Genomic DNA, 16369 nt, shown 5'->3' with positions numbered 1-16369 from the left:
TTTAGTCCTTCGTCTTATCAGCAGCCTCAGCCGCCTTGTTTTCCTTCGCAGCATCTGCCGCAACTCTGTCGGTTTGGAGTTCGCCTGCCGTGCGGATCATTGTTTTGACCCCTGCGGCAAACCCCAAGAATGTAAACAGCACCATGAAAATCGGCAGCGTCCCAAAGAGACTGTCCAGCCCATATCCGATGCCAAAGCCAATCCCAAGACCAGCCACAAGCTCGATCACCATCCTCCATGCCTGATTGGCGAGGGAATAGTGCTCTTCCTGAATGGGCTTCGGCTCATGAACGTTTTTGATCTTTGCAATCTTTTCTTCCAACGAATGTAGCTGGTCAGATTTGCGATCTTTGCCCATGGTTTTTGCCCCTAAAGGTTCGCCGGCAACCTATGGAGAGACGCGCTGTGAGTCAATCCTTCTCAGAGCGATTCCGATGCCGCACAACAAATTGAAAACAAACAATTAAATTAATAAACTAAGATTCAATACTTGAGCCTCAGAGCGGAATCCACTGGATTTCGGGCCAAACCGCATGTTCAACCGTTTGGTTGAGAATACCGTACTCACGCCACCCTCTATCCAAACACTTAACCACAAGGTTGAGGTTTAAACCCTTTGTCGCTATGCCGATTATATGGACGCCAACCTCGATCTTGCATTCTCGGCTCTCGCCGATCCCACACGCCGCGCCATCCTCTCGATGCTTCTTGAGGACGACATGGCCGTGACCGATGTGGCCGAACCTTTCGATATGTCATTGGCAGCGATTTCCAAGCACCTAACCATTCTGACCCGCGCGGGCCTGATCTCCCAAGAAAAGCGCGGACGCGTGAAATGGTGCAAGCTAGAGCCAGATGCCCTTCGGGAGGCTTCGATCTGGATGCAAAGTTTTGGCCAGTTCGAAGCGGTCAACCTCGACGATTTCGAAGCCTACCTTGAGAAAAACGCCCTTACCTAATCCTGCCGCAACAGCATCAGAAGCGCGATAACCGTCACCGCCACGCCAACCAGCACAACGCCCGTTGGCGCTCCGTGGCCCAGCGCGATCTCAAGCAGGATCACCCAACTTGGAACCAGATAAGTATACGCCATGACCTTTGCAGAAGGCAGCCGCATAGAGCCAAAATGAATAAGGCTCAGGCTCAGCGCCGTCGCCATCACCCCAGTATAAAGAATAACCGCCCAAACGATCGGACTTAGGTCCAGCCAATCCGTCGCGAAAATCTCGCGGGCTCCGACGGCGAACAGGATCAAAACGCCCAGCCCCATCGTATAGGTCATATATACAAAGCTACTCTCGCCCCGATTAAACTTGCGAAGTAGTGGAATATAGACAGCGTGGGCACAGGTGCCGACGAAATAGATAAGCTCCCCGCGCCCGATTTCGAACCGCAACAGCGCCCCAAGATCGGCCCGAAACACAACCCACAACGCCCCTATTCCCCCAACAAGCAAGGCGCCGAGCACGCGCTTAGGGAGGGCTTGGCGCAGAATAACATAGGCCGCAGCGGCCGTAATGAGAGGCGAGATCGTGAAAACCGCTGCAGTAGAAACAGGCGAAGCGGTCTTTAGCCCTTCAAACATCAGAACCATATAGGCCCCGATCAACCCGCCCGAGATCATATACCGCCAAGGCGCAACTGCCGCTTCCCGAAGCGATCGAAGCGGCGCGGGATCTGTCTTTAGAACCACCAGTAGCAAAACCAAAGTCGCGATAATAAAGCGGACAAAGTTGAGCGCGGATGGCGCAATCTCGTTCGCAACCAATCCGCCGAAGCTAAACGAGCCCGCAATCACCAGCGAAAACAGAAGCATCGCCGCGTGCCCCATAAGCTCTCGCTTGCGCTCCAAACTACGCGCGATGTCGTGGGCCGTTGCTTCAGTCATCGTCCCATTCCTTCGAGGCTTCCTTGAGGAACTTCAAGAACGCCTGCACCTTTGGTGTGCGATGCAAATCCACATGCGTCACAAGCCAACTCGGCGCTGCCCATTCCGCACGCGGCGGAAGCTGCTCAATCAGTTCGGGATGCTGCCGCGCCGCGCGCGTCGTAACAAAACCGATTCCCGCCCCCGAGAGCACCGCCCCAAGGCCGTCAACAGGATCTGTAAACCGGAACCGCACCCGATCCCGTGTGACCCTCTCACTTAGCCAACGATAGAACGGCGCTCGGTTATCTATGCTGTCGGTCCCGACATAGATATGGCGCTGCATATCTTCTTCGCCCTGCAACTGGCCATGTCGCGCGACATAATCCTCATGGGCGTACATCGCGATGTTTTGCGTGTGAAACTTCTGAACCACATTATCGGCCTCTTGCGGCGGGCTACCCGCACGGATCGCGACATGGGCCTCACCGTATTCCAATCGGAAAAGCCGCGCTCCCGTCAGGAACCGAACGATCACCTCTGGATGCTCTCTCTGGAAATCCGCAAGTACGGGCGTGAGCAATTCTGTCATTCCGGGCAAACTGGTGACAACAAGCTCCCCGCTTACGTCCTCTCCCTGCCCGCGAATACGGCCCGTCATCTGGGTGAACTGATCATCTGTGATCTTCGCCACACGAAGGAGCTCAAGCCCGGTTTCCGTCGGCGTATACCCCCGCGCGTGCCGTTGAAACAGCTTGGTCGAAAGGTGCTCTTCCAGCGCATCAATATGCCGAATGACCGTTGCATGATGGACGCCCAACACTTCTGCCGCGCCGCTCACCGTTCCTATGCGAGCAACTTGATACGCGGTTTTGATCTCATCCCAGTTCGCCACGGTTCCACCCTTCGCCCTATGTGCGCATTTGCACAAATACTGTTCTAACGCGCCAGTTGAGTTCGTCAATATGACAATCATATCTGGGGTAAGTTAACCAACGCCCCGAAAGGTAACACCATGTCATATTCCATCCTGCGCATCGACGCTTCTTCCCGCTACCAAGGCTCCGTCAGCCGCGACCTTGGCGATGATTTCATCGCTCGCAAACCTGACGCGACCGTCGTAACCCGCGACCTTGCCCAAGGCATTCCGCACATCAACGAAACATGGGTCGGCGCCACATTTACGCCTGCCGATTCTCGTACCGACGCACAGAACGCCACACTGGCCTTCTCTGATGAACTGGTCGCAGAACTCGCAGATGCGGACGAAGTGGTTGTTACAACATCCATCTATAACTTCGCAGCGCCGGCCGCTCTAAAAGCGTGGATCGACCAAGTTGCCCGCGTTGGCGTAACATTCAAGTACACCGAAACTGGCCCCGTTGGCCTTCTGCAGGACAAGCCTGTAACTGTTATCGTCGCATCTGGCGGTACAGCGAAGGGTTCCGAGGTGGATTTCCTGTCTGACTACATCCGCTTTATGTTCGGTTTTATGGGCATCAAAAACGTGTCATTCGTCTTCGCAACTGGCGGCACAAGCGAAGCCATCACCGCGGCCAAAGACGAACTCGCCCAAATCGCGGCCTAAACTCCGGTTGCGCGCAGGCCTCCCTGCGCGCCTCCCTTGACTCTCCGCCACCAACCCAATAAACGCGCACCATATCCCGAGGGTTCCACGCCTTCGGTCCTCGCATGAGTCGAGGATCGCCATCCGTCAGCGCGTTGCGCCCACGGGTGCCGTTGTGGTTTGGTGGTTCGCCATCTTACAAATTGTCGGGTCCGTCCTATCTATGACGGGCAAAGGAATTGGCGAAGGAGCCGCGAGAATGTTTGAAAACCTATCTGAACGCCTTGGTGGCGTCTTTGATCGGCTCACAAAACAAGGCGCCCTCTCGGAGGAGGACGTCAAAACAGCTCTGCGCGAAGTGCGCGTTGCCCTGCTTGAGGCCGACGTTTCCCTTCCCGTAGCCCGCGATTTCGTCAAGGCCATTCAGGAAAAAGCCACTGGCCAAGCAGTCACCAAGTCTATCACCCCCGGCCAGCAAGTCGTCAAGATCGTCCACGACGAACTCAAACACGTTCTGACGGGCGAAGGCGATCCGGGCGAGCTGAAAATCGACAACGCACCTGCGCCGATCCTTATGGTTGGTCTGCAAGGTTCTGGTAAAACCACAACAACTGGTAAACTCGCCAAACGCCTAACCGAAAAATCCGGCAAGCGCGTTCTGATGGCCTCGCTCGATATTTATCGTCCGGCTGCGCAACAACAACTCGAAATTCTCGGCAATCAAATTGGCGTCGATACCCTGCCCATCGTCGCAGGTGAATCCGCTGTTCAAATCGCCAAACGCGCCAAACAACAAGCGACCCTTGGTGGCTATGACGTCTATATGCTCGATACTGCGGGCCGCCTGCAGATCGACGAAACCCTCATGCAAGAGGTCGAGGACGTCAGCAAAGAGGTTAACCCACGCGAAACGCTCCTCGTCGTTGACGGCCTGACCGGTCAGGTCGCCGTTGAGGTCGCCGAAGAATTTGACGCCAAAGTTGGCATCTCGGGTGTTGTCCTTACCCGTATGGATGGCGACGGTCGCGGCGGTGCGGCGCTCTCGATGCGCGCTGTAACAGGCAAGCCGATCCGTTTTGTCGGTACAGGCGAGAAAATGGACGCGCTCGATACATTCGAGCCAGACCGCATCGCGGGCCGTATCCTCGGTATGGGCGATATCGTTGCCCTCGTTGAAAAAGCTCAGGAAACAATCGAGGCCGAACAGGCCGAACGCATGATGAAACGGTTCCAAAAGGGCCAATTCAACATGAACGATCTCAAATCCCAGCTTGAGCAGATGATCAAAATGGGCGGCATGGAAGGCATCATGGGAATGATGCCCGGCATGGGGAAAATGGCCAAGCAGGTTGAAAAGGCCGGCTTTGACGACAAAATCCTCAAGCACCAAATCGCGCTGATCCAATCCATGACCAAACGCGAGCGCGCGAACCCCGCCCTCCTGCAAGCGTCGCGCAAAAAGCGTATCGCCGCAGGTGCGGGGCTTCAGGTTTCTGATCTGAACAAGCTTATCAAAATGCAGCGCCAAATGGGCGACATGATGAAGAAGATGGGCAAAGGCGGAATGCTCAAGCAGGCCATGAAAGGTATGCTTGGCAAGGGCGGCGACTTGCCCGCTGGCATGGACCCCTCCCAAATGGATCCCAAGGCGCTCGAAGCGGCGGCCAAACAAATGGGCAAAATGCCTGGTGGCCTTCCGGGCCTTGGTGGCGGTGGCCTTCCGCCCGGTCTTTCAGGATTCGGCAAAAAGAAATGATCACCGTTCCCGTCATAGAAACCGAACACTTGATTCTGAGAGAACACCGTCTCTCGGATTTCGACGCGACCGCCGAGCACTGGGCGTCTGAACGCACGCGCTATACCGGCGGCCCACACGCGCGCGGACGGGCGTGGGAGTGTTTCAGCATGGACGCGGGCCAGTGGCTCTTGCGTGGCTATGGCATGTGGATGCTCGAGGACAAAGCAAGCGGCAAAACTGCGGGCTTTGTCGGTTTCTATGAACCCGACCGCTATGACGAACCAGAGATTGGCTGGATTCTGTTTGAGGAGTTCGAAGGCAAAGGCTTGGCCTATGAGGCCGTCGTCGCCGCGCGCGAATTCGGAGCACAGAATTTCGGAATCACTGCGCCATGCAGCTTCATCGACGCCGAGAATGAACGCTCTATCGCCTTGGCCGAACGCCTCGGCGCAACCCGCGAAGATACACGCGAAGGCCCAAGAGGCCCCTATTACGTGTACCGCCATCCTGCGGCAGAGAATGACGGAGCATCGAAATGACCGTTCGTCTCGTAAATACGCCGATCCTCACGACCGAGCGCCTGACATTGCGCGTTCCCCGTCTCGATGATTTTCCGGTGGTGTCGGAGTTCATCCACTCCGATCGCTCAAAATACGTGCGCCCCGCCGAAGTTGACGAAGGTATGCCGTTCCGCGTGTTGTCGATGTTTGTCGGCATGTGGGCGCTTCGGGGATATGGTCTCTTTGCGATCTGCCTCAAGGACACAGACAAGATGATCGGCGCCGTCGGCCCGTGGCACCCGATACATTGGCCAGAGCCAGAGCTGGGCTGGTCAATCTATGACCCCGCATTTGAGGGCAAAGGATACGCTCGCGAAGCGGCGATCGCTACGCGCGCCTATGCCTTTAACGAACTTGGCTGGGACACTGCCGTTAGCTACATCCACAAGGACAACGCCGCGTCGATCAAATTGGCTCAGGCACTCGGATGCACCTTTGATCCGGACGCAGAAAAAATGAGCGATGACACCCGTGTTTATCGCCACACTGCGCCTTCCGAAAGTGACGGAAACTATTCGCTGGAGGCCGACACATGAGTCTGATTTCCCGCATATCGTATTCATATGAAAATCATATGGAAATCATATCGCCAGTTTTGGCCCTGTTTCGGAGCATGAAATGACCGACGACATCCAACGCGCTGCCACCCTGCTCAAGGCCCACCGCGAGAGTATCGACCGTCTCGACGCGATCCTCGTTTATACGCTCGGCGAGCGCTTCAAACACACCCAAGCGGTTGGAAAACTCAAGGCCGAGCACGATCTCCCGCCTTCTGATCCAACCCGCGAAGCGGCGCAAATCGCCCGCCTCGAAGATCTGGCAAACCGTGCCGATCTGGACCCCGAATTCGCTAAGAATTTCCTGAATTTCATTATTCAGGAAGTGATTCAACATCACAACAAACACAAGAACTAATACCAACAACCCCAGCCATAACCCGCTGGAAACAAACAAACTTTAGGAGACTAAAACCATGGCTATGAAAATTCGCCTTGCCCGCGGCGGCAGCAAAAAACGTCCTTTTTACCGCGTTGTAGCAGCAGACAGCCGCATGCCACGTGACGGCCGTTTCATCGAGAAACTCGGCACATACAACCCGCTCCTTCCAAAAGACAGCGAAGACCGCATCAAGCTTGACATCGACCGCATCAAGCATTGGTTGTCCGAAGGCGCGCAACCAACAGATCGCGTATCCCGCTTCCTCGAAGCTGCTGGTGTTCTCGAAGCAAAAACACGCAGCAACCCTGAGAAAGCCAAACCAGGCAAAAAAGCTCAAGAACGCGCTGAAGAAAAAGCCGCTAAAGCAGCAGACGCAGCCGAAGCAGCAGCCGCACCAGCAGAAGAAGCATCTGCCGAATAATCAAAGAGTTAGGCCCAATCTATGCCAGAGTTTTCAGACGAATTTCGGCATGAGTTGGGCCAGCTTTTCAGGTGGCGGCGCGATGTGCGCCGCTTCCGCCCAGACCCCGTCGATCCCGAGTTGATCGACCTCTGCCTCTCAAGCTTCTCACTGGCGCCTTCGGTCGGCCTTTCAGAGCCTTGGCGGATCATCAAAGTCGACAGCGCAAAAGCACGCGCCGCCGCTTTGCAAAATTTTGAAATCGAGAACAAGAAAGCCCTCGCCGGACATTCGGGCGAGCGTGCCGAACTCTATGCTGGCCTCAAGCTTTCCGGAATGCGCGAAGCCCCTGTCCAGCTTGCTATTTTTTGCGACGAAGCCACCGACAAAGGTGCAGGTCTTGGCGCTGGAACAATGCCTGAGATGCGACGCTACTCTGTTGTCGCGGCAATTACCCAGATGTGGCTTCTTGCGCGCGCACATGGGCTGGGCGTCGGATGGGTCTCGATCCTCGACGCAGCTAAATTGAGCAAATCACTGGACGTTTCTGAAGACTGGCAACTGGTCGCTTTTCTTTGCATGGGCTGGCCCGAAGATGCTATGGACAGCCCCGAACTTGAGCGCGCAGGATGGGAACAACGTTCCGACGCGCCGCTCATAGAAACCCGATAGGAGACTTCATGTCCGCAGACCGTATTTGTGTAGGGGCATTCGCCGGATCATATGGCGTGAATGGCGAAGTGCGCCTCAAGAGTTACTGCGCGGATCCCGCAGCAATCGAGACCTACGGCGTCCTCTCTTCCGAGGATGGGGCAACGCATTATATCGTGGGCATTACCCGCGCGGTAAAGAACGGATTTTCCGCCCGCGTTGAGGGGGTTTTCACCAAAGAACAAGCCGATGCTCTTAATAACACACAACTTTTTGTCGAGCGCGACAAGCTCCCCAACCTTCCTGATGACGAGTTTTACCACAGCGATCTCATTGGACTGGAAGTGATCGACACGGGCGGAGTTTCGCTTGGAAAAGTTCAGCAAGTCGTGAACCACGGCGCGAGTGATATCCTTGAAATCGCGGGTCCGAACCTTAAGGCGTCGGTACTCTTGCCATTCACCAAGGCGGCGGTTCCAACGGTGGATCTCTCTGCGGGATGTGTGATCGTTGACCCGCCCGCAGGGGTATTCCCTGATGACTAGGGTCATCGTTCACGCGGGCTTTTACAAGACTGGTACGACCTCGTTACAACGATATTTTGAACGGAATGCGCACCGTCTCGATGGGGTTCACTATTTCAAGAAAGACGCGTTTTCAGACTCGGCAGTCGCCGCACGCATGTATGCCTTGCGTCCGTTCATATGGCGGCGTTTGTCATTTAGACGTGCGTTTGAGCGCGCCTTGGAAACGCTTCCTGACACCCAAATTATCATCCTCTCGCGCGAACAATTTTCCGGCGTCATGCCCGGATCTCGGACGATATGGCGTCGACGCGTAACGGATTTTCGCACCGCGGGCATTCCGCTCGCCCGTGAAATCTCGCGCGCCCTCAAGCGACGCTTTGGGCCGGAAACCGAGATCGAATTTCTCTATACCTTGCGGGATGGCGAAAGCTGGGTTCACAGCGTTTACCGCCATCAGCTTCGCTCACGCAAACTCACCGAGAGCTTCAAGCCGTTTCGCAAGACATTCCCGACCACGATTGATTTGCGCCAACAAGCCGATGACATTGCCAAGGCCGCGCGGGCCACGAGCGTTCATTTTTCGACACTAGAAGACACCGCGAGTTCAAAGTTTGGCCCCGCAACGGCACTCTTGGGCTTGCTAGACCTCGATGAAAGCACATTGAACGAGCTGCCCCGCGCAAGATTAGAAAATGAAGGGCTTTCGGAGGAGTTGACGGTACAGTTCCAAGACCTCAACAAGTCCAGCCTGCGCAAATCAGAACTAAAATCGGCAAAAAAGGCGCTGATCCAAGCGCGAAATACCTGAACCTGCGAGACACCAGATGAGCGACGAGACCAAAAAACCGATCCCGACGAAATCACATGGCCGCCTATCGATCGGTGCCACGCTTAAACCGCGTGAGTTAATGACGAATACGCCGCGACTTGCAGGTACGTGGACAGCCAAGATCATCACGCTTTTTCCAGAGGTTTTCCCGGGCGTGCTGGGTGCGTCACTGATGGGCAAAGCGCTGAAGGAGGGTCTTTGGGCTCTCGAAACCATTGATCTGCGGACGTTTGGCGTGGGCAAGCACAAGAACGTCGACGACACCCCATCCGGTGGCGGTGCAGGGATGGTGATGCGCGCCGATGTCGTCGGAAATGCAATTGCGCAGGCGATGAAGGGTGCGCCAAGAGATCGTGAAAGATGGCCCGTCGTTTACATGTCGCCGCGCGGCAAACCGTTGACACAAGCGACCGCGCATCGCTTTGCGCAGGCCGATGGGATGACGATCCTTTGCGGACGGTTCGAGGGCGTCGATGAGCGTGTGTTGGAGCACTTCGAGATCGAAGAGGTGAGCATCGGTGATTTTGTCCTGACAGGCGGCGAGATTGCCGCGCAAGCGATGATTGATGCAACAGTTCGGCTGCGCCCTGAAGTGCTTGGAAATCAGGCCTCGACCGAGGAAGAGAGCTTTTCCAACGGCCTCCTTGAGCATGCACAATACACCCGCCCCGCGGAATGGGAAGGACGCGAAATCCCTGCGGTTCTGACATCTGGCAACCACGCCAAAGTCGAGCAGTGGCGGCAGGAGCAGTCTGAGATAATCACTCAGAAACGGCGTCCGGATCTATGGGAAGCGTACCAGAAACGGAAGGATGGCGAGGCAGACTAAAGTACGGTTATCCTTGACAGAATTGTCCATTGGCGCGCCTAATTCATATGCACCTCAAAAAGGAGACGGCATTATGGAGAATATTTCGGACTACGCGCTCGCAATTATTTCGCTCTTGGTCTTTGTTTTGATCGTATTGCTACAGGCTGCCATGACGGGAGCAGCCAAAGCCAAAGTCGGCGCAACACCCGGCAGCACCCCGAAAGAAGACTACGAAAATCCGCTGTATCGGCTTAACCGCTCGCACCAAAACGGGGTCGAGAACATGTCGGCAGCAGCGATTGCCTTGTTCGCTTGCATATTGGTCGGCGTTGCGAGCTTCTGGGTTAATCTGCTGATGTTGTTGTTTTTATTGGGCCGCATTGCATATGTCGTGGTCTACTCCAGAAGCATGGGCAACCCGACCCAAGGTATTCGCACGATCGTTTATGTGTTTAGCTGGGCGATGCTTGTCATCCTCTGTGTGATGGCGATTTGGGGTCTTCTCTAGAGCGCTGAACGGTACGCGACAGGCTTTATTTATATATACAGATCGCGCCTTGCGGGGGTCTTGCCCTTCGCTGAAATTGGGCCTATACCGCGCGGACGAACGCTTACCACCCCTTGGGATGATTCTCTGGGGGATGCGGCATTCGTAAAAGGGTCCGCTGAAAACGGAGCGTGTCAAACCAAGCATTCTTCTGTTTGGGTGTTACGCGCAATCAACGTGAAACAGTGACCTGATAAGGAAATGACGATCTGATCTCTGGCGGGCTGAACTATTCGGGACCCGATGAATGACCAAGAGCTCTGAGAACGCGCTAACTTCACGGAAAAACCGTGAGCTATATGGAGTAGATCAGATGAACCTGATTGCACAATTGGAAGCCGAGCAAGTCGCAGAACTTGCCAAAGACATTCCAGATTTCAAAGCGGGTGACACCATCCGCGTTGGTTACAAAGTAACCGAGGGTACACGTTCGCGTGTTCAGAACTATGAAGGCGTTTGCATCGCCCGCAAAAACGGCCACGGCATCGCTGGTTCGTTCACAGTTCGCAAAATTTCGTTTGGTGAAGGTGTAGAGCGCGTATTCCCACTGCACTCCACAAACATCGACAGCATCACCGTGGTTCGCCGCGGCCGCGTGCGTCGCGCCAAGCTGTACTACCTCCGCACACGTCGTGGTAAATCCGCACGTATCGCAGAAGTATCCAACTACAAACCTAAAAAAGAAGCATAAGGAAAAGGGCCATGAAAAAAGACATTCACCCCGACTACCACTTCATCAACGTCAAGATGACAGACGGTTCCATCGTTCCTATGCGTTCGACATACGGCAAAGAAGGCGACCAGCTTGCGTTGGAAATCGACCCATCTGCGCACCCAGCATGGAACGGCGGCAGCTCGCGCCTTCTCGATGCAGGCGGTCGTGTATCGAAGTTCAAAAAGAAATACGAAGGTCTTGGCTTCTAAGTCGACCCACATATTTTTTGAGAAACCCGGTTGCCACGCAGCCGGGTTTTTTGTTGTCCTATAGGTCTTCGTTCAGCGCTTGCCATTCATCCTCTAGCCCACCGGTTGGAGTTGGCTGATTTCCTCGCCGATCCCAGTACGCAGCATTGCCGTGATCCCCTTCGATACGGTGACATAATGCGTGAATGCGATCGTGGACTTGGACGCCCTCATGCGCCTGACAGATTTCATGCGCGGCCTCCCAATCTGGGCCGACCCGAAAATCCCCCCGCTTAATGTGCTTCAAAGCCTGCTTAGCCAACTCATTCATACGTGCGTGATCCGTCATTTTCATCTCTTTCCCTGAGCAAACTGCGCTTATTTCACACAGTTTGGACGCAAATTTCCTTGCCGACTACTACGGCTTCCCATAAGGAAAATCACAACATATAGTAGCCCCATAAGCTAGGGATACTGGCAAATTTTTCGAAGGGACTGAAGGTTTGGCGCATATTATCGTCGTGGGGAATGAAAAAGGCGGATCCGGGAAATCAACAACTTCGATGCACGTTGCAACCGCACTTGCACGGATGGGGCACTCGGTGGGTGCGCTGGATTTGGATTTGCGTCAAAAAAGTTTTGGGCGCTATATCGAAAACCGCAAAGCATACTCTGAAAAACATGGAGTAGAGCTTGCCAGCCCCAACTATCAAGACCTTCCAGAGATCGACAGCGCCAGCCTAGAGCCAGGCGAGAACGTCTATGATCATCGTTTGTCTGCTGCTGTTGCGGCACTCGAACCTACCAGCGATTTTATCCTGATTGACTGCCCCGGAAGCCACACGCGCCTATCGCAGGTTGCGCACTCTTTGGCGGACACGTTGATCAGCCCGCTGAACGATAGTTTCGTTGATTTTGACCTTCTGGCACGTGTTGATCCTGACACGAACAAAATCCTCGGGCCGTCTGTTTACTCCGAGATGGTCTGGAACGCGCGGCAGTTGCGCTCACAAGCGGGTCTACCGCCGATTGATTGGATCGCAGTTCGCAACCGTCTTGCGGCGCAGAACATGCACAACAAGCAAAAGATGGGCGACGCAATGGAGGATCTCTCCAAACGGATCGGTTTCCGTACGGCACCCGGTTTTGGTGAGCGTGTTATCTTTCGCGAACTGTTCCCGCGCGGCCTGACGCTTCTTGATCTGCGTGATATTGGCGTTAAAGGGCAAATGAACATTTCGAACGTCGCTGCTCGCCAAGAGTTGCGCGAATTGATCAAGGTGCTGAATTTGCCGGGCGTAGAGGTCGACTTCTAGGTAAACTTACGGAAAAAGCGGGTGCGGTCGAACATGTCTTCGAGCGCCTCCATCCGTGGGCGGGTGGCTTCCCAAGTCCGCTCCTGAACTGACGCGACAACCGTTTCCAAAAGCAACATCGGCACGACCGAGCTGTCCCAAGCGGACGGCACAACGATCCGACAGCTAAACGTATGCGTCGCGACTTTCTCAATCGGGGATTGCCATTGATCGGTAATCAGCACGATTCTCGCGCCCTTTTCCGCGGCCATTTCAGCGAGCCTGAGGGTCGAGGTTTCGTATCGACGGACGTCAAATATGACGACGACATCGCCCTCCTCAACTTCAAGAAGATAGTGCGGCCAAGCATTCGAAATTGATTGAATGTGCGTCACGTTAGGACGAAGCACCTGCATGTGCAGGAAAAAATAGTCCGCCATTGCGCGCGTGATGCGCCCACCAACCACATAAACCGCCCGCTCCATATCTGCGAGAAGATCACAGCATTGATCAAACTCCTTGGTTTCGATCTGGGCGAGTGTCTGGCGGATATTGCTTGTTACGGCGTCCGTGAATCTGTTGAGGATATGCTCGGTTGGTGCGCGTTCCGCCCAGGAATCGTGTTTCTCAATCGGGTCGGAAATCTTGGCTTGTAATTCTCCGCGCAGGGCCCTCTGAAACTCTGGAAAGCCACTGAACCCGAGTTTCTGAACCATCCGAACAACCGTCGGAGTCGACACCTCTGCTGCTTGGGCGACAAGCGTAATCGAGCCGAGTCCGGACATCGGATAATTCTGTAGAAGTGAATCTGCAAGCTGACGCTCGGCGCGAGTCAGGTCTTGGAAACTTGCGCGCAGGATATCGGCAATTGTGTCAGGTTGTGTCGTCAAAACATGCCCCTTTTTTATGCGTATATCAACGGAATTGCCTTGAGTGAAGAAATTGTTTCAGTAAAGGAGTTGACAGGCAAGGTGTATCTGAAACAATGTTTTCACAAATCGCCTCAACAGGGGGCTGAATTGGATTGATGAATGCTGCGACTAGAAGAAATAGATGGCAAGCCAGCCGTCGTGATAAACGATGCGGGCTCGGCTCCGCTGGCTGTTGTGTGTGAACATGCGTCACGATTTATTCCAGAAAAGTTCGAGGGGCTTGGCCTTACTGATGCGGCCCGAAATAGCCATGCAGCGTGGGACCCCGGCGCATTCAATGTTGCCCAAATACTTGCAATCGAGCTGAACGCGCCGCTCATTGCTTCCGGCATTTCGCGGCTTGTTTACGATTGCAACCGCCCACCAGAAGCGCCCGATGCGATGCCTGCCAAGAGCGAGCTATTCGAAATTCCGGGAAACACGGACCTAAGCCCAGAAGCACGCGATTCGCGCACGACGGCATATTACGAACCCTTTAGGGACGCTGTCGCCGCTCGTATGTCGGGCACACGCGCGCTCATTACGGTTCATAGCTTCACGCCCACCTATTACGGCGAACCCCGTGCTGTCGAACTGGGTATTTTGCATGATACGGATACGCGCCTTGCCGACGCCATGCTCAAGCACGCCCCCGACGAAACCGAGATGCTCACGCTTCGCAACGAACCCTATGGTCCGCAACATGGCGTGACACATACCCTCAAGGTTCACGGGATCGAAAACGGGATCGCGAATGTGATGCTGGAAATTCGCAATGATTTGTTGAACACTGCCGAGCAACAAAAGGATGTCGCCCACATGCTCTTGCGAATTCTAAAGAAATCGCTCGCAGACATCGGCATTTCGGTTTCTGAGGAGACGCAAGAATGATCGGCTTGGCTCGCACATATGTCCGCGCGGTAGATAGTTTTAACCGCCGCTTGGGCCGAATCGCGATGTATGGAATTTTCCTCATGATGGCGATTCTGATGTGGTCGTCGATTTCGAAAGTGGCATTCAATCCGTCGCTCTGGACCCTTGAGATCGCGCAGTTTGCGATGGTGGCATATTATATGCTTGGTGGGCCATATGCGATCCAAGAGGGCGCGAACGTCCGCATGGATTTGTTTTACGGCGACTGGAGTGACCGCAAAAAAGCGTGGTTTGACGCGTTTACCGTTCTCTTCCTGATCTTCTATCTCGGCGTCCTGCTCTATGGAGCGCTCGGTGCCACGGCTTATTCATTCGGCTACTGGGGTGACTCTCCGGTGTCATTCTTCTTCGGTCTGATTACAGGCTCCGAAGAAATTGGACGCTTGGAAAGATCTCCGACCGCATGGCGGCCATATATCTGGCCGATCAAGGTAACGATGTGCATCGGTGTATTCCTGATGCTTCTACAGGCGATTTCCGAACTCCTGAAAGATATTGCGACCCTCAAGGGAGTGAAACTCTAATGTCCTACGAAATGATCGCAATCTTCATGTTCGCGAGCATGATGCTCATGCTTATGACAGGACAACGAGTGTTCGGCGCGATTGGCGGCGTGGCCGCTGTTGCCGCGCTCACGCTTTGGGGCACTGGCGGCGTTGATATTCCGTTTTCGGCGGCAATGAAGCTGATGAAATGGTACCCGCTCTTGACGCTCCCGATGTTTATTTTCATGGGGTATGTGTTGTCCGAGAGCCGGATCGCCGACGACCTTTATAAAATGTTCCACGTCTGGATGGGACCGATTAACGGTGGGCTTGCTATCGGTACAATTGGCCTGATGGTTCTGGTCTCGGCGATGAATGGTTTGTCGGTCGCAGGCATGGCCATCGGTGCGACGATTGCTTTGCCTGAATTGCTACGGCGCGGCTATGACAAGAAGATGGTCACTGGCGTTATTCAGGCGGGGTCGTCGCTTGGGATTCTTGTGCCGCCATCCGTGGTACTCGTGCTCTATGCGATGATTGCGCGCCAGCCTGTCGGCCAGCTCTGGCTTGCGGGGGTTATTCCGGGCCTGATGATGGCGGCGATGTTCATCATCTATATCGTGATCCGCTGCCGCATTAATCCCGAGTTGGGCCCCGCCCTCCCCGAAGATGAACGAACCCACTCGCGCGCCGAAAAACTGCGCCTTCTCCGCTCGGGGCTTTTGCCGATTGTGATCTTCTTTGCGATGATGATCCCGTTTGTGAATGGCTGGACGAGCCTTGTGGAAAGTTCCGCTATTGGCGCGCTTACTGCATTCCTCGCGGCGGTCGTAAAGGGCCGCATGAGCCGTCGGGTATTTGAAAACTCTGTGCGAAATACGCTTTTGATCTCGTGTATGTTCATGTGGATCATTCTCGCTGCACTCGGATTTGGCGCGGTGTTTGACGGCCTTGGCGCCGTTCGTGCGATCGACAACCTATTCACAGAGCAACTTGGACTTAATCCATGGATGATCCTCATTCTGATGCAGCTCTCCTTCTTGATTATGGGGACCTTCCTTGACGATACAGCGATGCTTGTGATTGTCGCGCCGCTTTATGTGCCACTGGTTCATGCGCTTGGCTTTGACCTGATTTGGTATGGCGTGCTTTATACTATCACGACGCAGATTGCCTATATGACGCCGCCGTTTGGATATAACCTGTTCCTGATGCGTGCGATGGCACCTCCGGAAATCACACTCCGAGACATCTATGGTTCTATTCTACCGTTTGTGATGATTATGGTTGGTGCGCTCGCGATTATTATGCTGTTCCCGCAGATCGCGCTTTGGCTCCCTGAATATGTCTACGGCAGATAAACAAACGACGCCGAATGGGGCACTCAAGAAAAGAAACGTAACTTC

General features: G+C 54.6%; 23 protein-coding genes. 18 read left to right on the top strand and 5 right to left on the bottom strand.

Annotated features, from left to right (window positions below):
- Position 1: 1 nt before the first annotated feature.
- Positions 2-358, bottom strand: a complete 357-nt coding sequence (locus tag ACFE33_RS02990) for an AtpZ/AtpI family protein (protein ID WP_380056707.1) — start codon at positions 356-358, stop codon at positions 2-4.
- 277 nt (positions 359-635) lie between these two features.
- Here ACFE33_RS02990 and ACFE33_RS02985 point away from each other — a divergent pair, with 277 nt between their 5' ends.
- Positions 636-959: an ArsR/SmtB family transcription factor gene (locus ACFE33_RS02985; protein WP_380056705.1), complete on the top strand. Its 324-nt coding sequence runs from the start codon at positions 636-638 to the stop codon at positions 957-959.
- Here ACFE33_RS02985 and ACFE33_RS02980 read toward each other — a convergent pair.
- Positions 956-1888 (bottom strand): DMT family transporter, encoded by a 933-nt coding sequence (locus ACFE33_RS02980; RefSeq protein ID WP_380056702.1) that lies wholly within the window; start codon positions 1886-1888, stop codon positions 956-958. The two genes, ACFE33_RS02985 and ACFE33_RS02980, sit on opposite strands and share 4 nt — an antisense overlap.
- Entirely contained in the window at positions 1881-2762 is an 882-nt protein-coding gene (locus tag ACFE33_RS02975; RefSeq protein WP_380056700.1) for a LysR family transcriptional regulator, read from the bottom strand. The genes ACFE33_RS02980 and ACFE33_RS02975 overlap by 8 nt, the downstream gene beginning before the upstream one ends.
- A gap of 120 nt (positions 2763-2882) precedes the next feature.
- On the opposite strand from ACFE33_RS02975, the gene ACFE33_RS02970 reads away from it, so the two are divergent.
- The 13 genes from ACFE33_RS02970 (at position 2883) to rpmE (ending at position 11360) form a co-directional block, all read left to right on the top strand.
- Complete coding sequence (locus ACFE33_RS02970) at positions 2883-3455, top strand: FMN-dependent NADH-azoreductase (protein ID WP_380056698.1); 573 nt, start codon at positions 2883-2885, stop codon at positions 3453-3455.
- A 238-nt stretch (positions 3456-3693) separates the two neighbouring features.
- Positions 3694-5190, top strand: a complete 1497-nt coding sequence (gene ffh, locus ACFE33_RS02965) for a signal recognition particle protein (protein ID WP_380056695.1) — start codon at positions 3694-3696, stop codon at positions 5188-5190.
- A complete protein-coding gene (locus ACFE33_RS02960; RefSeq protein ID WP_380056692.1) occupies positions 5187-5711 on the top strand; it encodes a GNAT family N-acetyltransferase in 525 nt (174 codons plus the stop codon). The genes ffh and ACFE33_RS02960 overlap by 4 nt, the downstream gene beginning before the upstream one ends.
- Positions 5708-6268: a GNAT family N-acetyltransferase gene (locus tag ACFE33_RS02955; protein WP_380056689.1), complete on the top strand. Its 561-nt coding sequence runs from the start codon at positions 5708-5710 to the stop codon at positions 6266-6268. Before ACFE33_RS02960 ends, ACFE33_RS02955 begins: the two co-directional genes overlap by 4 nt.
- Before the next feature lie 82 nt (positions 6269-6350).
- Positions 6351-6647, top strand: coding sequence for a chorismate mutase (locus ACFE33_RS02950; RefSeq protein WP_380056686.1), 297 nt, complete (start codon positions 6351-6353; stop codon positions 6645-6647).
- A gap of 58 nt (positions 6648-6705) precedes the next feature.
- Complete coding sequence (gene rpsP, locus ACFE33_RS02945) at positions 6706-7092, top strand: 30S ribosomal protein S16 (RefSeq protein WP_380056683.1); 387 nt, start codon at positions 6706-6708, stop codon at positions 7090-7092.
- 21 nt (positions 7093-7113) lie between these two features.
- On the top strand, positions 7114-7743 hold the full coding sequence (gene bluB / locus ACFE33_RS02940; RefSeq protein ID WP_380056681.1) for a 5,6-dimethylbenzimidazole synthase: 630 nt from the start codon (positions 7114-7116) through the stop codon (positions 7741-7743).
- Between the two features lie 8 nt (positions 7744-7751).
- Positions 7752-8267: a ribosome maturation factor RimM gene (rimM, locus tag ACFE33_RS02935; RefSeq protein ID WP_380056679.1), complete on the top strand. Its 516-nt coding sequence runs from the start codon at positions 7752-7754 to the stop codon at positions 8265-8267.
- On the top strand, positions 8260-9057 hold the full coding sequence (locus tag ACFE33_RS02930; protein ID WP_380056676.1) for a hypothetical protein: 798 nt from the start codon (positions 8260-8262) through the stop codon (positions 9055-9057). Before rimM ends, ACFE33_RS02930 begins: the two co-directional genes overlap by 8 nt.
- A gap of 16 nt (positions 9058-9073) precedes the next feature.
- Positions 9074-9907 carry a tRNA (guanosine(37)-N1)-methyltransferase TrmD gene (trmD, locus tag ACFE33_RS02925; RefSeq protein ID WP_380056673.1) on the top strand — a complete coding sequence of 278 codons (834 nt, stop codon included), beginning with the start codon at positions 9074-9076 and terminating at the stop codon, positions 9905-9907.
- A 73-nt stretch (positions 9908-9980) separates the two neighbouring features.
- Positions 9981-10397, top strand: a complete 417-nt coding sequence (locus ACFE33_RS02920) for an MAPEG family protein (RefSeq protein ID WP_380056671.1) — start codon at positions 9981-9983, stop codon at positions 10395-10397.
- A gap of 352 nt (positions 10398-10749) precedes the next feature.
- A complete protein-coding gene (gene rplS, locus ACFE33_RS02915; protein ID WP_380058638.1) occupies positions 10750-11127 on the top strand; it encodes a 50S ribosomal protein L19 in 378 nt (125 codons plus the stop codon).
- A gap of 11 nt (positions 11128-11138) precedes the next feature.
- Positions 11139-11360 (top strand): 50S ribosomal protein L31, encoded by a 222-nt coding sequence (gene rpmE / locus ACFE33_RS02910; RefSeq protein ID WP_380056669.1) that lies wholly within the window; start codon positions 11139-11141, stop codon positions 11358-11360.
- Positions 11361-11418: 58 nt separating this feature from the next.
- On the opposite strand, the gene ACFE33_RS02905 is transcribed toward rpmE, so the two are convergent.
- Positions 11419-11688 carry a hypothetical protein gene (locus ACFE33_RS02905; protein WP_380056666.1) on the bottom strand — a complete coding sequence of 90 codons (270 nt, stop codon included), beginning with the start codon at positions 11686-11688 and terminating at the stop codon, positions 11419-11421.
- Between the two features lie 154 nt (positions 11689-11842).
- On the opposite strand from ACFE33_RS02905, the gene ACFE33_RS02900 reads away from it, so the two are divergent.
- Positions 11843-12655, top strand: coding sequence for a division plane positioning ATPase MipZ (locus ACFE33_RS02900; protein ID WP_380056663.1), 813 nt, complete (start codon positions 11843-11845; stop codon positions 12653-12655).
- Here ACFE33_RS02900 and ACFE33_RS02895 read toward each other — a convergent pair.
- Positions 12652-13524: a MurR/RpiR family transcriptional regulator gene (locus ACFE33_RS02895; protein WP_380056660.1), complete on the bottom strand. Its 873-nt coding sequence runs from the start codon at positions 13522-13524 to the stop codon at positions 12652-12654. The two genes, ACFE33_RS02900 and ACFE33_RS02895, sit on opposite strands and share 4 nt — an antisense overlap.
- Before the next feature lie 141 nt (positions 13525-13665).
- On the opposite strand from ACFE33_RS02895, the gene ACFE33_RS02890 reads away from it, so the two are divergent.
- Genes ACFE33_RS02890 through ACFE33_RS02880 form a run of 3 tightly spaced genes read left to right on the top strand, consistent with a single transcriptional unit; the run spans position 13666 to position 16324 of the window.
- On the top strand, positions 13666-14436 hold the full coding sequence (locus ACFE33_RS02890; RefSeq protein ID WP_380056658.1) for an N-formylglutamate amidohydrolase: 771 nt from the start codon (positions 13666-13668) through the stop codon (positions 14434-14436).
- Positions 14433-15002 carry a TRAP transporter small permease subunit gene (locus ACFE33_RS02885; RefSeq protein WP_380056655.1) on the top strand — a complete coding sequence of 190 codons (570 nt, stop codon included), beginning with the start codon at positions 14433-14435 and terminating at the stop codon, positions 15000-15002. The genes ACFE33_RS02890 and ACFE33_RS02885 overlap by 4 nt, the downstream gene beginning before the upstream one ends.
- A complete protein-coding gene (locus tag ACFE33_RS02880) occupies positions 15002-16324 on the top strand; it encodes a TRAP transporter large permease subunit (protein ID WP_380056652.1) in 1323 nt (440 codons plus the stop codon). The genes ACFE33_RS02885 and ACFE33_RS02880 overlap by 1 nt, the downstream gene beginning before the upstream one ends.
- Positions 16325-16369 lie beyond the last annotated feature (45 nt).

Origin of the sequence: Falsihalocynthiibacter sp. SS001, from assembly GCF_042445055.1 — a bacterium.
In the GTDB taxonomy this organism is placed as follows: Bacteria; Pseudomonadota; Alphaproteobacteria; order Rhodobacterales; family Rhodobacteraceae; genus Falsihalocynthiibacter.
This window is presented reverse-complemented; position numbering and strand designations above follow the sequence as displayed.